Annotated in this window: 16 protein-coding genes; 12 read left to right on the top strand and 4 right to left on the bottom strand. The window is 58.3% G+C overall.

The genetic code is table 11. The features are described from left to right. Together ACIOZM_RS07530 and ACIOZM_RS07525 are read left to right on the top strand one after the other, a co-directional pair. A partial coding sequence (locus ACIOZM_RS07530; protein ID WP_401211406.1) for an ATP-binding cassette domain-containing protein occupies positions 1 to 846 on the top strand: 846 nt, incomplete at its 5' end. A gap of 241 nt (positions 847 to 1,087) precedes the next feature. Continuing rightward, the gene (locus tag ACIOZM_RS07525; RefSeq protein ID WP_401211404.1) at positions 1,088 to 2,275 is read left to right on the top strand and encodes an MFS transporter; all 1,188 of its coding nucleotides are present in this window, start codon (positions 1,088 to 1,090) and stop codon (positions 2,273 to 2,275) included. A gap of 129 nt (positions 2,276 to 2,404) precedes the next feature. On the opposite strand, the gene ACIOZM_RS07520 is transcribed toward ACIOZM_RS07525, so the two are convergent. Both ACIOZM_RS07520 and ACIOZM_RS07515 read right to left on the bottom strand, forming a co-directional pair. After that, complete coding sequence (locus tag ACIOZM_RS07520; RefSeq protein ID WP_401211402.1) at positions 2,405 to 3,442, bottom strand: alpha/beta hydrolase family protein; 1,038 nt, start codon at positions 3,440 to 3,442, stop codon at positions 2,405 to 2,407. A 237-nt stretch (positions 3,443 to 3,679) separates the two neighbouring features. Next, positions 3,680 to 4,291: an FMN-dependent NADH-azoreductase gene (locus ACIOZM_RS07515; protein ID WP_401211399.1), complete on the bottom strand. Its 612-nt coding sequence runs from the start codon at positions 4,289 to 4,291 to the stop codon at positions 3,680 to 3,682. Positions 4,292 to 4,417: 126 nt separating this feature from the next. Between ACIOZM_RS07515 and ACIOZM_RS07510 the strand changes: the two genes are divergently transcribed. Next, positions 4,418 to 5,326, top strand: a complete 909-nt coding sequence (locus ACIOZM_RS07510; RefSeq protein ID WP_401211396.1) for a LysR substrate-binding domain-containing protein — start codon at positions 4,418 to 4,420, stop codon at positions 5,324 to 5,326. Then, the gene (locus tag ACIOZM_RS07505) at positions 5,323 to 5,682 is read left to right on the top strand and encodes an MmcQ/YjbR family DNA-binding protein (RefSeq protein ID WP_283436563.1); all 360 of its coding nucleotides are present in this window, start codon (positions 5,323 to 5,325) and stop codon (positions 5,680 to 5,682) included. Before ACIOZM_RS07510 ends, ACIOZM_RS07505 begins: the two co-directional genes overlap by 4 nt. A gap of 99 nt (positions 5,683 to 5,781) precedes the next feature. On the opposite strand, the gene ACIOZM_RS07500 is transcribed toward ACIOZM_RS07505, so the two are convergent. After that, the gene (locus ACIOZM_RS07500; protein WP_401211393.1) at positions 5,782 to 6,210 is read right to left on the bottom strand and encodes a DUF1294 domain-containing protein; all 429 of its coding nucleotides are present in this window, start codon (positions 6,208 to 6,210) and stop codon (positions 5,782 to 5,784) included. After that, positions 6,207 to 7,037, bottom strand: coding sequence for an undecaprenyl-diphosphate phosphatase (locus ACIOZM_RS07495; protein ID WP_401211390.1), 831 nt, complete (start codon positions 7,035 to 7,037; stop codon positions 6,207 to 6,209). The genes ACIOZM_RS07500 and ACIOZM_RS07495 overlap by 4 nt, the downstream gene beginning before the upstream one ends. Before the next feature lie 291 nt (positions 7,038 to 7,328). Between ACIOZM_RS07495 and ACIOZM_RS07490 the strand changes: the two genes are divergently transcribed. The 8 genes from ACIOZM_RS07490 to ACIOZM_RS07455 all read left to right on the top strand — a co-directional run bounded on the left by ACIOZM_RS07490 (position 7,329) and on the right by ACIOZM_RS07455 (position 14,177). Next, positions 7,329 to 8,963 carry a methyl-accepting chemotaxis protein gene (locus tag ACIOZM_RS07490; protein WP_401211387.1) on the top strand — a complete coding sequence of 545 codons (1,635 nt, stop codon included), beginning with the start codon at positions 7,329 to 7,331 and terminating at the stop codon, positions 8,961 to 8,963. Positions 8,964 to 9,115: 152 nt separating this feature from the next. Continuing rightward, a complete protein-coding gene (gene pnuC, locus ACIOZM_RS07485) occupies positions 9,116 to 9,679 on the top strand; it encodes a nicotinamide riboside transporter PnuC (protein WP_401211384.1) in 564 nt (187 codons plus the stop codon). Then, complete coding sequence (locus tag ACIOZM_RS07480; RefSeq protein ID WP_401211381.1) at positions 9,676 to 10,200, top strand: AAA family ATPase; 525 nt, start codon at positions 9,676 to 9,678, stop codon at positions 10,198 to 10,200. Before pnuC ends, ACIOZM_RS07480 begins: the two co-directional genes overlap by 4 nt. A 347-nt stretch (positions 10,201 to 10,547) precedes the next feature. Continuing rightward, complete coding sequence (locus ACIOZM_RS07475; RefSeq protein WP_401211378.1) at positions 10,548 to 10,997, top strand: hypothetical protein; 450 nt, start codon at positions 10,548 to 10,550, stop codon at positions 10,995 to 10,997. A 1-nt stretch (position 10,998) separates the two neighbouring features. After that, the gene (locus ACIOZM_RS07470) at positions 10,999 to 11,571 is read left to right on the top strand and encodes an adhesin (RefSeq protein ID WP_401211375.1); all 573 of its coding nucleotides are present in this window, start codon (positions 10,999 to 11,001) and stop codon (positions 11,569 to 11,571) included. Between the two features lie 68 nt (positions 11,572 to 11,639). After that, positions 11,640 to 12,641, top strand: a complete 1,002-nt coding sequence (locus tag ACIOZM_RS07465; protein WP_401211372.1) for a heme utilization protein — start codon at positions 11,640 to 11,642, stop codon at positions 12,639 to 12,641. A gap of 64 nt (positions 12,642 to 12,705) precedes the next feature. Continuing rightward, entirely contained in the window at positions 12,706 to 13,386 is a 681-nt protein-coding gene (locus ACIOZM_RS07460) for a C39 family peptidase (protein ID WP_401211370.1), read from the top strand. Positions 13,387 to 13,430: 44 nt separating this feature from the next. Continuing rightward, the gene (locus tag ACIOZM_RS07455; protein WP_401211425.1) at positions 13,431 to 14,177 is read left to right on the top strand and encodes a hypothetical protein; all 747 of its coding nucleotides are present in this window, start codon (positions 13,431 to 13,433) and stop codon (positions 14,175 to 14,177) included. The last annotated feature ends 1 nt before the right edge of the window (position 14,178 follow it).

Genomic DNA, 14,178 nt, shown 5'->3' with positions numbered 1-14,178 from the left:
CGCGAGCAACTGCTGTCGGACAACGCCAAGAAGAAAGCGCAGATTACCGAGCTGCAATCGTTCGTCAGCCGCTTCTCGGCCAACGCCTCGAAAGCCAAGCAGGCCACTTCCCGCGCCAAGGCGATCGACAAGATCCAGCTGGCCGAGGTCAAGCCTTCGAGCCGTGTGAGCCCGTTCATCCGCTTCGATCAGAACAAGAAGCTGCACCGCCAGGCTGTCATGGTCGAAAAAATGGCCAAAGGTTTCGACGGCAAGCCGTTGTTCAAGGACTTCAGCTTCCAGGTTGAAGCCGGCGAGCGCGTAGCGATCATCGGCCCGAACGGTATCGGTAAAACCACTCTGCTGCGCACCCTGGTCAACGAACTGACCCCGGACGCCGGCACCATCAAGTGGACCGATGCGGCCGAGCTGGGCTACTACGCTCAGGACCACGCGCACGACTTCGAAGACGACGTCACCCTGTTCGACTGGATGGGTCAGTGGACTCAGGGCGAACAGATGATTCGCGGCACTCTGGGCCGGATGCTGTTCTCCAACGACGAGATCCTCAAGTCGGTCAAGGTCATCTCCGGTGGTGAGCAAGGTCGCATGCTGTTCGGCAAGCTGATCCTGCAAAAGCCGAACGTGCTGATCATGGACGAACCGACCAACCACTTGGACATGGAATCCATCGAAGCGCTGAACCTGGCGCTGGAAAACTATCCGGGCACGCTGATCTTCGTCAGCCATGACCGTGAGTTCGTATCGTCCCTGGCCACTCGCATCATCGAGCTGACCCCGGATGGCGTGACTGACTTCAGCGGCACCTACGATGATTACCTGCGTAGTCAGGGTGTGGTGTTCTAAGTAGCAGTTTGCGGTAATTGAAAGCCCCGTCCTTTGTGACGGGGCTTTTTGTTTTCAAAGTCAAAAGATCGCAGCCTTCGGCAGCTCCTACAAGGGCAGCGCGAGATACCTGTAGGAGCTCACGAGTGAAACGAGGCAGCGATCTTTTGATCTTCAGGCTTTAATCGTTAGCCTGCTTCCTTTTATTTCACGCCCACGCCATGATGCCGACTCTCCTACCGCCGCCCGCGAACGAGTTCTCATGTCTGCGCAGCAACTGCCCCCGCAAAGCTCCATGGCGATCACCCTGCAGATCGTCTCCATCGTTTTCTATACGTTTGTCGCCTTCCTCTGCATCGGTTTGCCGATTGCGGTGTTGCCGGGCTATGTCCATGAACAACTGGGCTTCAGTGCAGTGATTGCCGGGCTGACCATCGGTTCGCAATACCTTGCCACCCTGCTCAGTCGGCCAATGGCCGGGCGCATGTCGGACAACGTCGGCACCAAACGGGCGATTGTCCTTGGCTTGTCGGGGATTGTGCTCAGTGGGTTGCTGACGCTGATTTCGACGTTGCTGCAAGATTATCCGTTGCTGAGTCTGTCGATCCTGATCGCTGGCCGTTTGTTGCTGGGCATTGCGCAAGGCCTGATCGGGGTCGGCACTATCAGTTGGTGCATGGGCCAGGTGGGTGCAGAACACACTGCGCGCTCCATCGGCTGGAACGGCATTGCGTCCTATGGCGCCATCGCGATTGGCGCGCCGCTTGGCGTAGTGATGGTCGCGGACTACGGCTTCGCCAGTCTCGGCATTGCCTTGTCGGTGCTGGCCGCCGGCGCACTGTTGCTGATCCGCAATAAGCCTTCGGTACCGGTTGTGCGCGGCGAGCGGCTGCCATTCTGGGCGGTGTTTGGGCGGATTGCGCCGTTCGGTGCGAGCCTGAGCCTGGCGTCCATCGGTTACGGCACGCTGACCACGTTCATCACTCTTTATTACCTGAATCGTGGCTGGACTGGTGCGGCGTACTGCCTGACGGTGTTTGGCGTGTGTTTCATTCTGTCGCGGCTGCTGTTTATCTCCGCCATTGCGCGGTTCGGTGGTTTCACTTCAGCCATCGCCTGCATGACCATCGAAACCGTGGGATTGGCCCTGCTGTGGCTAGCGCCTTCGACCGCTTTTGCGTTGATCGGCGCGGGACTGGCCGGGTTCGGATTGTCGCTGGTGTATCCGGCGTTGGGCGTTGAAGCGATCAAGCAGGTGCCAAGTTCCAGCCGTGGCGCCGGGTTGAGTGCTTATGCGGTGTTCTTCGATCTGGCGCTGGCGATTGCCGGGCCATTGATGGGCGCGGTGGCGTTGAATCTGGGGTATTCGTGGATCTTCTTCTGTGCGGCGCTGTTGTCGGTGACGGGGCTGGGATTAACCCTGCTGCTCAAGCGCCGGGCGATGGCTTAAAAGATTGACACAAAACCTGTGGGAGCGAGCCTGCTCGCGATAGCGGTCTGTCATTCAACAAAGATTGTGAATGTGGAACCGTCATCGCGAGCAGGCTCACTCCCACAGGGTTTTGTAGTGACTTGAAGATTATTGATCGGCGGTCTGCATGCCTGCACGCGTCGGCTTGCCCAGCGCATGTGAGAAGAACCGCCCGGCTTCGGAGATCAGATTGCGGTGAATGTCCTCGCGATCTACGCCATCAGCATCGGTACACAGCGCCGGCATCGCGCGGATCTGCTCCTCGTTGCACGGTGCCATGAACACGAAGTGCCCTGCCCCGGCCAGTAACTTGAAGTCCGGTGCGGTCGGCAACTTGCGCGCCAGTGCCGCAGCGTTCTTGTCGAAGGCCACCAGTTTGTCGCCGTCGCCGCTATAAAGCAGCACAGGCACATGCACGTCGGCCAAAGTGTGACGGCCGAATTTCAAGCTCAGCGGCGCCATCAGCAACAAGGCATGCACACGCGGGTCGGCAACGGGTTGCAAGTCATCGCGGTCGACGATCAGCTCGCCTTGGGTGTTGCAGGCATCGCGGTCGTCGGGACGCTCCTGGCAGTAGCGGCGCAGGCGATCCAGATCCGGCTGTGCGCCCGAGAGGATCAACGCCGTCTCACCGCCCGCCGAATAACCGATCACGCCGACCTGATCAGCATTTACAAAAGGAGAAAGCATGCGGTCGCCAAGCGTCGCGGTGATCGCTTCGGAAATCTGGATCGGCCGCCCGTAAAGATTGCTCAACGTACCGAGACGGCTGTGGTCTTTGGAGTTGTCGCCGGGATGGATCACCGCGACCACCACAAAGCCCTTGCGAGCCAGTGAAGTGGCGAGATCGTGCAGCGCCAGGGGCGTGCCGGTGTTGCCGTGGGAGAGCATCAGCATCGGAAAGCGGCCGATGGCGACTTTGGTGTCTTCGCCGGCTTCGACCGTGTAGCCCTCAAGCAGGCTGGAGTGCTCGCGGTCGCTGGAGGGATAGAACGCGATGGCGCGCATCGGTTGCAGATCCAGCGGATCGAGGAACGTCATTTCGTGATAGCCGACGCTCCAGACAGGGTGCTGCCCTGGAGCGGCGTGCACTGAATTCAGGCTGCCGAGCAGGCAAATCAGTAACGTTGCACAAAGACGCATCATGGGATGCTCCACCCTGGTGTTACTCAATCGAAAGATCCGTTGTGTTCCGACGCCCGAAACCCCGTGGTTCGGTGATCCGGCGCGGCGGTGCACTCAGACGTTGATCGTTTGACTGCATAACCCGGGCCAGATTATGCAACAGTCAGAAACAAAAAACTCCGCGTCTGGCCCTTGCGGAACCAGAATACAGAGTTTTTTGAGGTGTTACCTGAACGAGAGCTGGTCTTTACGCAAGTCTTACGCTGCGGCGAACAGTTCTTCGCTGATGCGGGTGTGCGCGGCGCCCATGGCGTTGTTGCGCACTTCGTCACCGTAAGCCAGACCTTCGGCGCGAACGATTTCGATATCGGTGATGCCGAGGAAGCCCAATACCAGCTTCAGATACTCTTCGTGAGCGATACCGCTTGCCTGACCGGCGTGGATGCCACCGGAAGTGGAAACGATCACTACTTTTTTGCCACCGCACAGGCCTTCAGGGCCGGCTTCGGTGTAACGGAAAGTCTGGCCGGCAACAGCAACGCGGTCGATCCATGCCTTGAGCTGGGTCGGTACGGTGAAGTTGTACATTGGCGCGGCGATAACCACGGCGTCGGCGGCGATGAATTCAGCCAGGGTCGAAGCGCTCAGCTCGGCTTCGTGCTGTTGCGCTGCGTTGCGCAGTTCAGCGGTGGTGCCGGCAGCAACCAGAGTAGTGGACGAGAAGTGGCTGATGGCATCAGCGGCCAGGTCGCGGTAAGTCACGACGGCAGTTGGTTCGGCCACTTGCCAGGCTTTGACGACTTCGCTGCTCAACTGACGGGAAGCCGAGTTGTCGCCCAGAATGCTCGAATCGATGTGCAGTAGTTTCATTTGGAATCTCCTGGAAAGAATCGCCGGTGGCGACGGAATGGAGACAATCCTACCTACGAAACCAATAGCTGATTAGTCGCCTGCAATGCGATAGTTCGTCCCACTGATAGAACAACGGTTGATTCCATGCAAGATCTCAACGATCTCTACTATTTCGCCAAAGTGGTCGAGGCCGGCGGATTCGCTGCTGCCGGCCGCTTGCTGGGCATTCCCAAGTCACGCTTGTCTCGGCGTATCGCCGAACTGGAAGAGCGCCTCGGCGCACGTCTACTGCAACGCACCACCCGCCAATTGAAACTGACGGCAGTCGGCGAACGTTATCTGCGTCACTGTCAGGCGATGCTGCTCGAAGCGGAAATGGCCGATGAAGCCGTCGCCAGCATGTCGAGCGAACCTCGCGGTCGTTTGCGGGTGTCGTGCCCGACCGGGCTGGCCCATGAAATGTTGCCGTGGGTCATCAGTGAATTTCTCGGCAAATTTCCGCAGGTGCAACTTGAAATGGTGCTGGTCAATCGCCGCGTGGATCTGGTCGCCGAAGGTTTCGACGTCGCCCTGCGCGTGCGTGAATTGGGAGATGAAGATCCGTTGCTGGTGACTCGGCGTCTGCGTCAGGCGCAAATGGTCGTGGTGGCGAGCCCGACGTTCATGCAGGGCCAATCCATAAGCCACCCGCAGGATCTGAAAAACTTCCCGGTACTGGGTGCGCTGGAACCTGATCGTCTGGTGCATCTGCGCTTGCTGGATCAACAGGGCGAAAGCTTCGAACTGAGCATGGAAGCGCGGCTGGGCATCGACGACTTTATCGTGCGCAAGGCCTGCGTGCTGGCCGGTCAGGGCTTCACCCTGTTGCCGATGATGTATTGCGAAGCGGAACTGGCGAACGGCACGCTGGTGCAATTGCTGCCAGATTGGTCGCTGCCCGGTGGCTGGCTGCAAGCGGTGTATCCGCATCGACGCGGCGTGATGCCGGCGGTGCGCGCCTGGATCGATCATCTGGTCGAATCGTTCAATGCCTGTGGGGAGCGGCTGTTATGAAAAAGGGAAAGATGAGCGAAGCGGACGTCGCCGCGTTTTGCCTGGCACTGCCCGGTGCTCGGGAAGATTACAAATGGGGCGGCGTTCGGGTGTTTTCGATTGCCGGCAACAAGATGTTTGCCTTGCAGGGACTGCGCGGGGATTCACTGGCGTTCAAGGTCGACAAGGACCTGTTTCTCGGGCATTGCGACCGTCCCGGCATTCATCCGGCGCCGTATCTGGCCCGGGCGCAATGGATCATCATGCACCCGCCATACCCGCTGGGCGCCGAGGAGTTACAGGGTTTGCTACAGCGCTCGCATCAACTGGTGGTCAGCAAACTCCCCAAGAAAACCCAAATCGGCCTGCTGCTCTAAATCCCCGTAGGAGCTGCGGAACGCTGCGATCTATTGACTTTGGCTTTTAAAAAACAAGATCAAAAGATCGCAGCGTTCCGCAGCTCCTACAAGGGTGTTTTAGAACAGGGTCAGCAGGTTCGAACCGAGGAATAGCTGGTCGATCCAGAACACTTGATGCAGCGCCACGATCACCCAAAACAGGATCTGATACGAAACCTTACGCGTCTTGTGCCGGAACACTTGCTGGGCAATCAACGCCCCCGGCCAGCCACCGGCCAGTTCCACCGCGTGCAGGACGTTCTCCGGTGTACGCCAGGCATCGGCGCGGGCCTTGCGCTTGTCGGCCCAATATAGAAAGAACGCCAGCACGCTGACGATGCCGTAAGCCGCCAGCGGTACCAGCGAGATTCCGCGCAGCCACATCGACAGCGAACCGGACAACGGCAACGCACACACTAGCGCCAACACCAGCAACTTGAGTTTCAGATGCTGAATGCTGCCGCCAGACGGGCGCCCATCAGGGCGACGTGCGCGGGAGTCACTCATGGTTTGGCCGCCGACCAGTCAACCCAACCGAACTGCCACGTCGCCAGAATCACCAGACCGAAGACAATCCGGTACCAGGCAAACGCTGCGTAACTGTGGCTGGCGATGAACTTGAGCAAGCCACGCACGGCAATCATCGCGAAGATAAATGCCGTGACGAAGCCGATGGCGAACACCGGGAAATCCGCAGGGACGAAAATGTGCCGGTATTTATAGCCCGAGTACACCGCTGCACCGACCATGGTCGGCATGGCCAGGAAGAACGAGAACTCGGTCGCGGTCTTGCGCGACAGGCCGAACAGCAACCCGCCGATGATCGTCGAGCCGGAACGCGAGGTACCCGGAATCATCGCCAGACATTGGGCGAAGCCGACTTTCAGTGCATCCTTCCAGGTGATCTCGTCAACTGTTTCGGCATGCACTTCATGCTGCCGACGCTCGGCCCACAACATGATCAGACCACCCACCACCAGCGCCGTGGCCACGACAATCGGGTTGAACAGGTATTGGTGAATCAGGTCGGCAAATATCACCCCCAACACCACCGCTGGCAGAAAGGCGATCAGCAGATTGGCGGTGAAGCGCCGCGCACTTGGCTGGGTCGGCAGGCCAATGACCACGTCAAGAATCTTGCGACGAAACTCCCAGACCACCGCGAGAATCGCGCCGAGCTGGATGATGATGTTGAACGCCATGGCCCGCTCGCCACCAAAGCCGAGCAAGTCCGCAACAATGATCTGGTGTCCGGTACTGGAAATGGGCAAAAACTCCGTCAGCCCTTCTACAACTCCTAGAATCACTGCCTGCAAGGCGGTCCAAAGATCCATCAATCCCCCAAAGAGCGATGCGCACCGGCATGCCCCGATAGTATTTTTTAGCGTTCACTGCGATCAATGTAGCTGACATTCCGCGCGCACAGGATCTACACGAAACAGTCAAAATTCCGTGAAATATCAACTTGGATTCAGGTTTTCACGCGCGGGGCCGAAATCCTATCAGACAAGCCGTAATAGCGCTGCCGCGTTCTACGACTTGCGTCGCGTATGCCCGACCGGCGAAACGTGGTTGGATGCTGGCGATGATTTATTACAAGAAAAAGAATCCGGAGTGACAGCGTTATGAACAGCTTGCGCAGTGTGTCGATCAGCCGACGCTTGTGGCTCATCTTGATTGTGGCGGTGGTCATGTTGTTGACCTTGGGCGTGTTGATGCTCAGGCAGATCCACGACGATCTCTACCATGCCAAGGCCCAGAAAACCCAGCATGTGGTACAGACCGCCAGCGGCCTGTTGACCTATTACCACGACCTGGAAACTGCGGGGACATTGAGCAAAGAGGCCGCGCAGAAACAGGCCCTGACCGCCATTCGCGGCTTGCGCTATGACCAGAGCGATTACTTCTGGATCAACGACCTCACGCCCGTGATGGTCATGCACCCGACCAATCCCAAGCTTGAGGGCCAGAACCTCTCGGCGATTCGTGACCCGGACGGTTTTGCGGTGTTCAACGAGATGGTCGCCATCGCCAAGGCCAAGGGCGCCGGCATGGTCGATTACCGCTGGCCGAAACCCGGCGCAAGCGAGCCGGTGGCGAAGACTTCCTACGTCAAACTGTTCGAGCCATGGGGCTGGGTGCTCGGTTCGGGTGTCTATATAGACGACGTGCAGAATGAGTTTCAGGGCCAGGTGATCAAGGCCTCGGTGATCGGTCTGGTGATTGCCGTGATCATGGCGTTGCTGGTGATCCTGATTGCCCGCAGCATCGTGCGTCCATTGCAGGAAAGCGTGAACGCCATGGCCAATATCGCCAGCGGCGAAAGCGATCTGACCCGCAGCCTCGATACACATGGTCAGGATGAAGTTACGCAATTGGCTCATCACTTCAACGCCTTCACCGCCAAATTGCGCCGGGTCATCGGCGAGTTGCAGGTGTCGGCAAGCGCACTCGGTCAGTCGTCCAGCGAACTGGGCAATGATGCCGCCCAGGCTCAGCAGCGCAGCCAGCAGCAATCGCAGCAAATGGAACTGGTGGCCACCGCGATCAACGAGGTGACCTACGGCGTGCAGGACGTGGCGAAAAACGCCGAGCACGCTGCCAACGAAATGCGTGATGCCGAAGCACAGGCACAACAGGGCCAGATCAATATCGACGGCAGCCTGCAACAAATCGACAAGCTCTCCGGCACCATCGATCAGGCTGTGGAAGTGATTCGCACCCTGGCCTCTGAAAGCACGCAGATCGGTAGCGTGCTGGAAGTGATCCGCTCGATTGCCGAGCAGACCAACCTGTTGGCGCTCAATGCCGCCATCGAGGCGGCGCGAGCCGGTGAACAGGGTCGTGGTTTTGCTGTGGTGGCTGATGAAGTGCGCTTGCTTGCGCAACGCACACAGAAGTCGACAGCAGAGATCCAGTCGATGATCGAGCGCCTGCAAAATCATTCCGAGGCTGCCGTGAAGGTCATCGGCGACAGCAGCAAGGCTTCGCAACTGACCATCGAACAGGCCGGGCTGGCCGGTGCCAGCCTGAATGCCATTGGCCAGGCGCTGCGTAATCTCAACGGGCTGAATGCCTCGATTGCCAGCGCCACGCTGCAACAGGCGCACGTGGTCGAGGACATCAACCAGAACGTCACCCAGGCAGCGGGCCTGTCGCACAGCACCGCAATTGCGGCCGAACAGTCGAGCGCGGCGAGCGTGCGCCTCGGACAACTGAGCGAACAACTGAACGGCTTGCTGCGCCAGTTCCGCGTCTAATCACAAATCCCTGTGGGAGTGAGCCTGCTCGCGATAGCGGTGTATCAGTCAGAGATATCTCGACTGACATGTCGCTATCGCGAGCAGGCTCACTCCTACACGTTTTTGGGTACAATCCGCGCCCTCTTCTTTCACTCCGCCAAGGAGCCTCCATGTCCGGGCTTGAACTGTTTGCCGCCGCTCTCGGTGTGATCGCCGTCTGGCTGACCGTCAAACAGAATCCGTGGTGCTGGCCGATCGGGCTGGTCATGGTGTTGCTGTACAGCTGGATCTTCTTTGAAGTGAAGCTCTACTCGGACATGTTGTTGCAAGTGATCTATGCCGCATTGCAAGTCTACGGCTGGTGGCAATGGACGCGAGCCGGGACGATGCATGACGGACGCGAAGTCAGCCATCTCGACCGCCGCTCTATCTTGCTTGGCCTGTCGGCCGGCGCCCTCGGCAGTCTGCTGCTTGGTGCAGCCATGGCGCACTGGACCGATGCCGCACAGCCGTGGCTCGACGCCGCATTGACCGCTTTCAGCCTTGTCGCACAACTGTGGATGGCGCAAAAGCGTTTGCAGTGCTGGGCGCTCTGGTTCGTACTCGATGTAATTTTTGTCGGCCTGTTCCTTTATAAGGGCCTGTACCTGACGGCGGCCTTGTATGCCCTGTTCACCCTGATTGCAGTGCAAGGCTGGCGTGAGTGGCGTGCTGATCCGGCGTTGCAGCGATGAAAGTCGTTGTCCTCACCGGCCCGGAATCCACGGGCAAGAGCTGGCTGGCGGCAGGTCTTCAGCAACAGTTTGGCGGCCTGCGAGTCGACGAATATGTGCGCTGGTTCATCGAGCAGAATCCTCGTGATACCTGCCTGGCCGACATCCCGGAGATCGCCCGTGGCCAACTGCAATGGGAAGATCAGGCGCGAGCGCAACAGCCTGCATTGCTGATTCTCGACACCCATCTGCTGAGCAATATGCTGTGGAGCCAGACCCTGTTCGGCGACTGCCCGAACTGGCTGGAGCCCGAGTTGCTGGCGCGGCATTACGATCTGCACCTTTTATTGTCGCCGGAGCAGATCGACTGGACCGACGACGGCCAGCGCTGCCAGCCACAACTGAGCGAGCGCCTGGGGTTTTATCAGGCAACCCGAGATTGGCTGGAGCAGCACGGCCAGCCACTGCAAATCATTCAGGGCAACTGGGACGAACGGCAGGCGCAAGCCTTTGCTGCAGTTGCTCGCTTATTGGCACATTAACCGCCTGATAAGTCGTATCCAGCCGCTGTTTCAGCGGCAAAGTGTCCATTCCTGAAACACTCGCCTATGCGCAAAGTCCCCGTCTGAACGCCCTGCATCGCTTTGTCATGCGACTTGTTAAGCCTTTGAAACACTACCGCGCAAACCCCCGTTCCAGAGCTTTGTACCGTCCCTGACTCGCGATGGCCCTTGAAGCCTGTTTCATTGTTGAAACAGGTTCTGTTTCAAGTTTGCACCCGCCATCGTTAACTCGTTGAATTCGTAAAACAATTCAAAAGCGGCACAGCTTTCGCTCTCTCCTTCCCAACGCTGACAAGAGCCAGCCCACTGAAGAAGGAATTGCCGCCGTGGGGAACTTCAATAAAGGCCTGACCTGCCTTCTGCTGATCGGATCAGCAGCCAGCACACTCATCAGTTTCAACGTTCAAGCTGATGGCAATGGCGTGATTGTGCTCAACCGCGATGTTCAGCCAATCCCTATCGGCCGCAGCGGTGGCAAAGACCCCTACCCGACGACCGTCAACGCCAACCCTTCGGCGCGCATCAATCAAGCGATGACCAGCACCGAACTTAATGACGGTGACTTTGCCAGTGTAGCCAGTGGCGCCAGCATCAGCGGCCTCGTCACGACACCCAGCGCGACCTTGCCCGGCATGAACGTCCTGACCAACCCCAACGGCCTGCCCGGCATGAGTTCCGGCCATGGCGGCGGCGGTGGCGGCACGATTTCCAACACCATCAATCGCTCGCTGAGCACCGGCCTTGCGCCACTGACCCGCATGGCTGGAGGTCAATAAGATGAATCGCACACTGATCCTGCTCGCACTCCTCGGCTGCTCCAGCGCCATGGCTGACCCGAGCGCTCTGGACAACGCCAATATTCAGAACAGCGGCGTGCAATACAACGGCAACCTGAACATCAACCAGGCTGCCGGCGATCAACAGCAACAGACCAACACCCGCGCCATTGCCATCGGAACATCGGCCAGCGCCACCACCATCATCCAGCAAAAGATCAACACACCCGCCGATCGAAACATCAATGCCAGTTCGACCATCGGTGGCACCTCTTTCAGTAACGGCAACGGCGTCCTGGGCGTGAACCAGGGTTCCGGCGCCAACAACCAAATGGCCAACGCCATGCGCATCAGCATCAGTGGTGCACCGCAAAGCGTTGACGATAGCGCCCTGTCGCAACAGAACGTGGCGCTTTTACCGAGCTCAGGAGCAACTGGTACCTCACCCGGCAGTCGCCAGGTCACCACAAGTGATCAGGCCTTCACCGGCAGCCGCGGGGTAATCCAGGTGAACCAGAGTGCCGGGGTGGGGAACCGAATGGCCAACACCCTGAGCATCCGGGTCGCAGACTGACCCAAATAAAAAGCAGTGCAATTAGAAAGTACCAACACTTAACCAACTAATAAGCACGGAGAAACACCATGAAAACTACAATGGCTCTGAAACCACTGGTTTTCGCTCTTGCAGCAGTTATGGCAATGGCAGCTCAAGCAGGCGGCAACGATCATGGTAACAACGGCGGTCATGGTCATCAGCCTCCTCCACCAAAAGGCCCTACCCTGGAAGAACTGCTGCAAATCGGCGCAGGTGCCGGTGCCGCAGTCCTCGACGTGCAAAGCAGCGGCGGCAATGCCGTGCTGAACCAGGGCACCCAAAACAACGCCAACATCAGCGGTTCGGCCAACGGTACCAACGGCAACGTCGGTATGAACAACACCGCTGGCGACGGTAACCAACAAGACAACGCTGCAGCTCTGGCTACTGCTGACGAAAGCTTTATCTTCGGCTCCGCGGTCTCCGCTTCCAGCGCTACCCAGGTCAACGGCGGCAACACCGTTGCCAACTACTCCAGCACTGCCAATGCCAGTCTGAACAACGTCGGTAACGGCGGTTCCGGCAACATCGGCGTGAACAACAGTGCCGGCAACTTCAACCAACAGAAAAACAACCTGGCAATCGCTGTGTCTGGTGGTCGTGTGGCTCAGGCTGCCGCTGCTGCCAACCAAAGCTCTTCGGGCCTGATCGTTGGCAACAACGGCACTCAGACCTTCAAGAAAGACACTCTTACTGGCACAGTTGCCGCCGTCGGCGTGTTCGGCGCAGCCGGCACCGCAACCACCAAAGGTGACGATCATCACAGCGGTGGCGGTTATGGTAACGACGACAAAGGTCATGGCGGCAGTGGCGGTAGCCAGGACACCAAGTCTGACTTCGTTGCCGTGGGTGTCTTTGGTCTGGCTGGCGTGACCACTCAACAAGTGCTGACCCCAGATGGCTGGAAAAACCCTGTGACCAACAACGCCAATATCTCTAACGTTGGTAACAACTTCTCCGGCAACGCTGGTTACAACAACGCTGCTGGTGTTGGTAACCAACAAAGCAACTCGCTGTCCATCGCCGCAGGTTGCAAAGCCTGCATGTAATCGCGATCGAAACGAAAGCCCCGGAAACGGGGCTTTTTCCTCAGTCCGCAAAGGCGTATCGATCATGCGTAAGACTGCCCTTATTGCCCTGCTTTGCCTGTCCGGCCTGACCCAGGCTGCGCAGATGCCCGTCGCTGCCCTGCCGGGTGGCACGCTCATCTACAAGAACGTGCAAAGCATTCGTGAGCGCAAGTTTTCCGACATCGTCGAACAGAAAACCGATTTCAGTTGCGGCGCCGCTGCACTGGCCACGGTGTTACGCCAGGGTTATTGGCTCGACGTCGATGAGGAGCACATCATCAAAGGCATGCTGGTCAATGCTGACCAGGACCTTGTTCGCACTCAAGGTTTTTCCATGCTGGACATGAAGCGCTATATCGAAAGCATCGGCATGCGCGCCAGGGGCTACAAAATCCCGCCGGATAAACTGGATGCTGTAACGATTCCGGTGGTGGTACTGATGGAAATTCGCGGCTACAAGCATTTCGTGGTGCTACAGCGTTCGGACAAGAATTGGGTTTACATCGGAGACCCGGTTTTAGGCCACAAACGCTATACCCATGATGACTTTGTCAAAGGTTGGAACGGTATCGTCTTCGCCATCGTCGGCCCCGGTTATGACAAAACCAATGCATTGCGCAGTCCACCGACACCGCTGACCGCGAAGAACAAGCTGGATAACTTCAACCCTGTCAGAGATGCCGAATTGATGGACTTCGGGTTCATACAGAGCGACTTCTTTTAATCGCCGATTATAAAGAATGGGACTGGATGTCCCGGGAGCAGCAGATGAAAACCTCATACTGGCTGGCCGCCGCCTGCCTGGCAGCGAGCGCGTCAGGCTATGCCAATGCAGGATTCAAACCTATTGAAGTACAGGACCAGGAGCTTTCCCAGCTGCGTGGTCGGTATGTGATGCCGGGGCGGATTATCAGCTTCGGCATTGTCATGAGCAGTACCTGGCGCAACGCCAGCGGTGATTTGATCGGGGCTGCGACCTCGATGCAGCTACAGGCTTCAACCATCAAACCTGAATTCTATGTCTCGACCATCAAGGAAACTGGCAATGGCAATCCCCTGCAAACAGGGACTGGCACGGTTACCGGTGGAGCCGGACTCAATAGCAGCCAGGGCGTGACGCAAAGCGTACGTGCCGCCGGTGATACAAACACGGCATACAACAATGTCGCAATCAACGTCTCTGAGGCTAACCAGGCCCCGGCCCTGATACCCGCACAAGGCCAGGCCCTGATGGCAGGGCAAACCATCGGTGGCAGCAACGCCGCCGGCAGTGTCGCAGTTTCGGCCACCAACGGTGGCGTGCAAATGGCCATTCAGGCGTCCGGAAATCAAGGTACCGCCCTGCAACAGGTCGCTCAAGGCGGATTGCTGCAAAACACCCGTCTGCTGGGCAGCGCCAACGTGGTCAACAACATGACTCAACTCAACGTCGTACTGAACAATAACGGCATTAGCGCCGGCGCACTGGACTGCAACCTGAGTCAACTCAGGGCACTACGCAATATCGGATATTGAA

It is taken from the genome of Pseudomonas sp. NPDC087346 (genome assembly GCF_044744235.1).
Classification (GTDB): Bacteria; Pseudomonadota; Gammaproteobacteria; order Pseudomonadales; family Pseudomonadaceae; genus Aquipseudomonas.
This window is presented reverse-complemented; position numbering and strand designations above follow the sequence as displayed.

Excerpts from the sequence above, each read along its gene's own strand:
- ACIOZM_RS07510 (WP_401211396.1), top strand. The coding sequence starts at position 4,418 with ATGCAAGATCTCAACGATCTCTACTATTTCGCCAAAGTGGTCGAGGCC.
- ACIOZM_RS07470 (WP_401211375.1), top strand. The coding sequence starts at position 10,999 with ATGAATCGCACACTGATCCTGCTCGCACTCCTCGGCTGCTCCAGCGCC.
- ACIOZM_RS07505 (WP_283436563.1), top strand. The coding sequence starts at position 5,323 with ATGAAAAAGGGAAAGATGAGCGAAGCGGACGTCGCCGCGTTTTGCCTG.
- ACIOZM_RS07480 (WP_401211381.1), top strand. The coding sequence starts at position 9,676 with ATGAAAGTCGTTGTCCTCACCGGCCCGGAATCCACGGGCAAGAGCTGG.
- ACIOZM_RS07460 (WP_401211370.1), top strand. The coding sequence starts at position 12,706 with ATGCGTAAGACTGCCCTTATTGCCCTGCTTTGCCTGTCCGGCCTGACC.
- ACIOZM_RS07525 (WP_401211404.1), top strand. The coding sequence starts at position 1,088 with ATGTCTGCGCAGCAACTGCCCCCGCAAAGCTCCATGGCGATCACCCTG.
- ACIOZM_RS07455 (WP_401211425.1), top strand. The coding sequence starts at position 13,431 with ATGAAAACCTCATACTGGCTGGCCGCCGCCTGCCTGGCAGCGAGCGCG.
- ACIOZM_RS07515 (WP_401211399.1), bottom strand. The coding sequence starts at position 4,291 with ATGAAACTACTGCACATCGATTCGAGCATTCTGGGCGACAACTCGGCT.
- ACIOZM_RS07520 (WP_401211402.1), bottom strand. The coding sequence starts at position 3,442 with ATGATGCGTCTTTGTGCAACGTTACTGATTTGCCTGCTCGGCAGCCTG.
- pnuC (WP_401211384.1), top strand. The coding sequence starts at position 9,116 with ATGTCCGGGCTTGAACTGTTTGCCGCCGCTCTCGGTGTGATCGCCGTC.
- ACIOZM_RS07465 (WP_401211372.1), top strand. The coding sequence starts at position 11,640 with ATGAAAACTACAATGGCTCTGAAACCACTGGTTTTCGCTCTTGCAGCA.
- ACIOZM_RS07500 (WP_401211393.1), bottom strand. The coding sequence starts at position 6,210 with ATGAGTGACTCCCGCGCACGTCGCCCTGATGGGCGCCCGTCTGGCGGC.
- ACIOZM_RS07495 (WP_401211390.1), bottom strand. The coding sequence starts at position 7,037 with ATGGATCTTTGGACCGCCTTGCAGGCAGTGATTCTAGGAGTTGTAGAA.
- ACIOZM_RS07490 (WP_401211387.1), top strand. The coding sequence starts at position 7,329 with ATGAACAGCTTGCGCAGTGTGTCGATCAGCCGACGCTTGTGGCTCATC.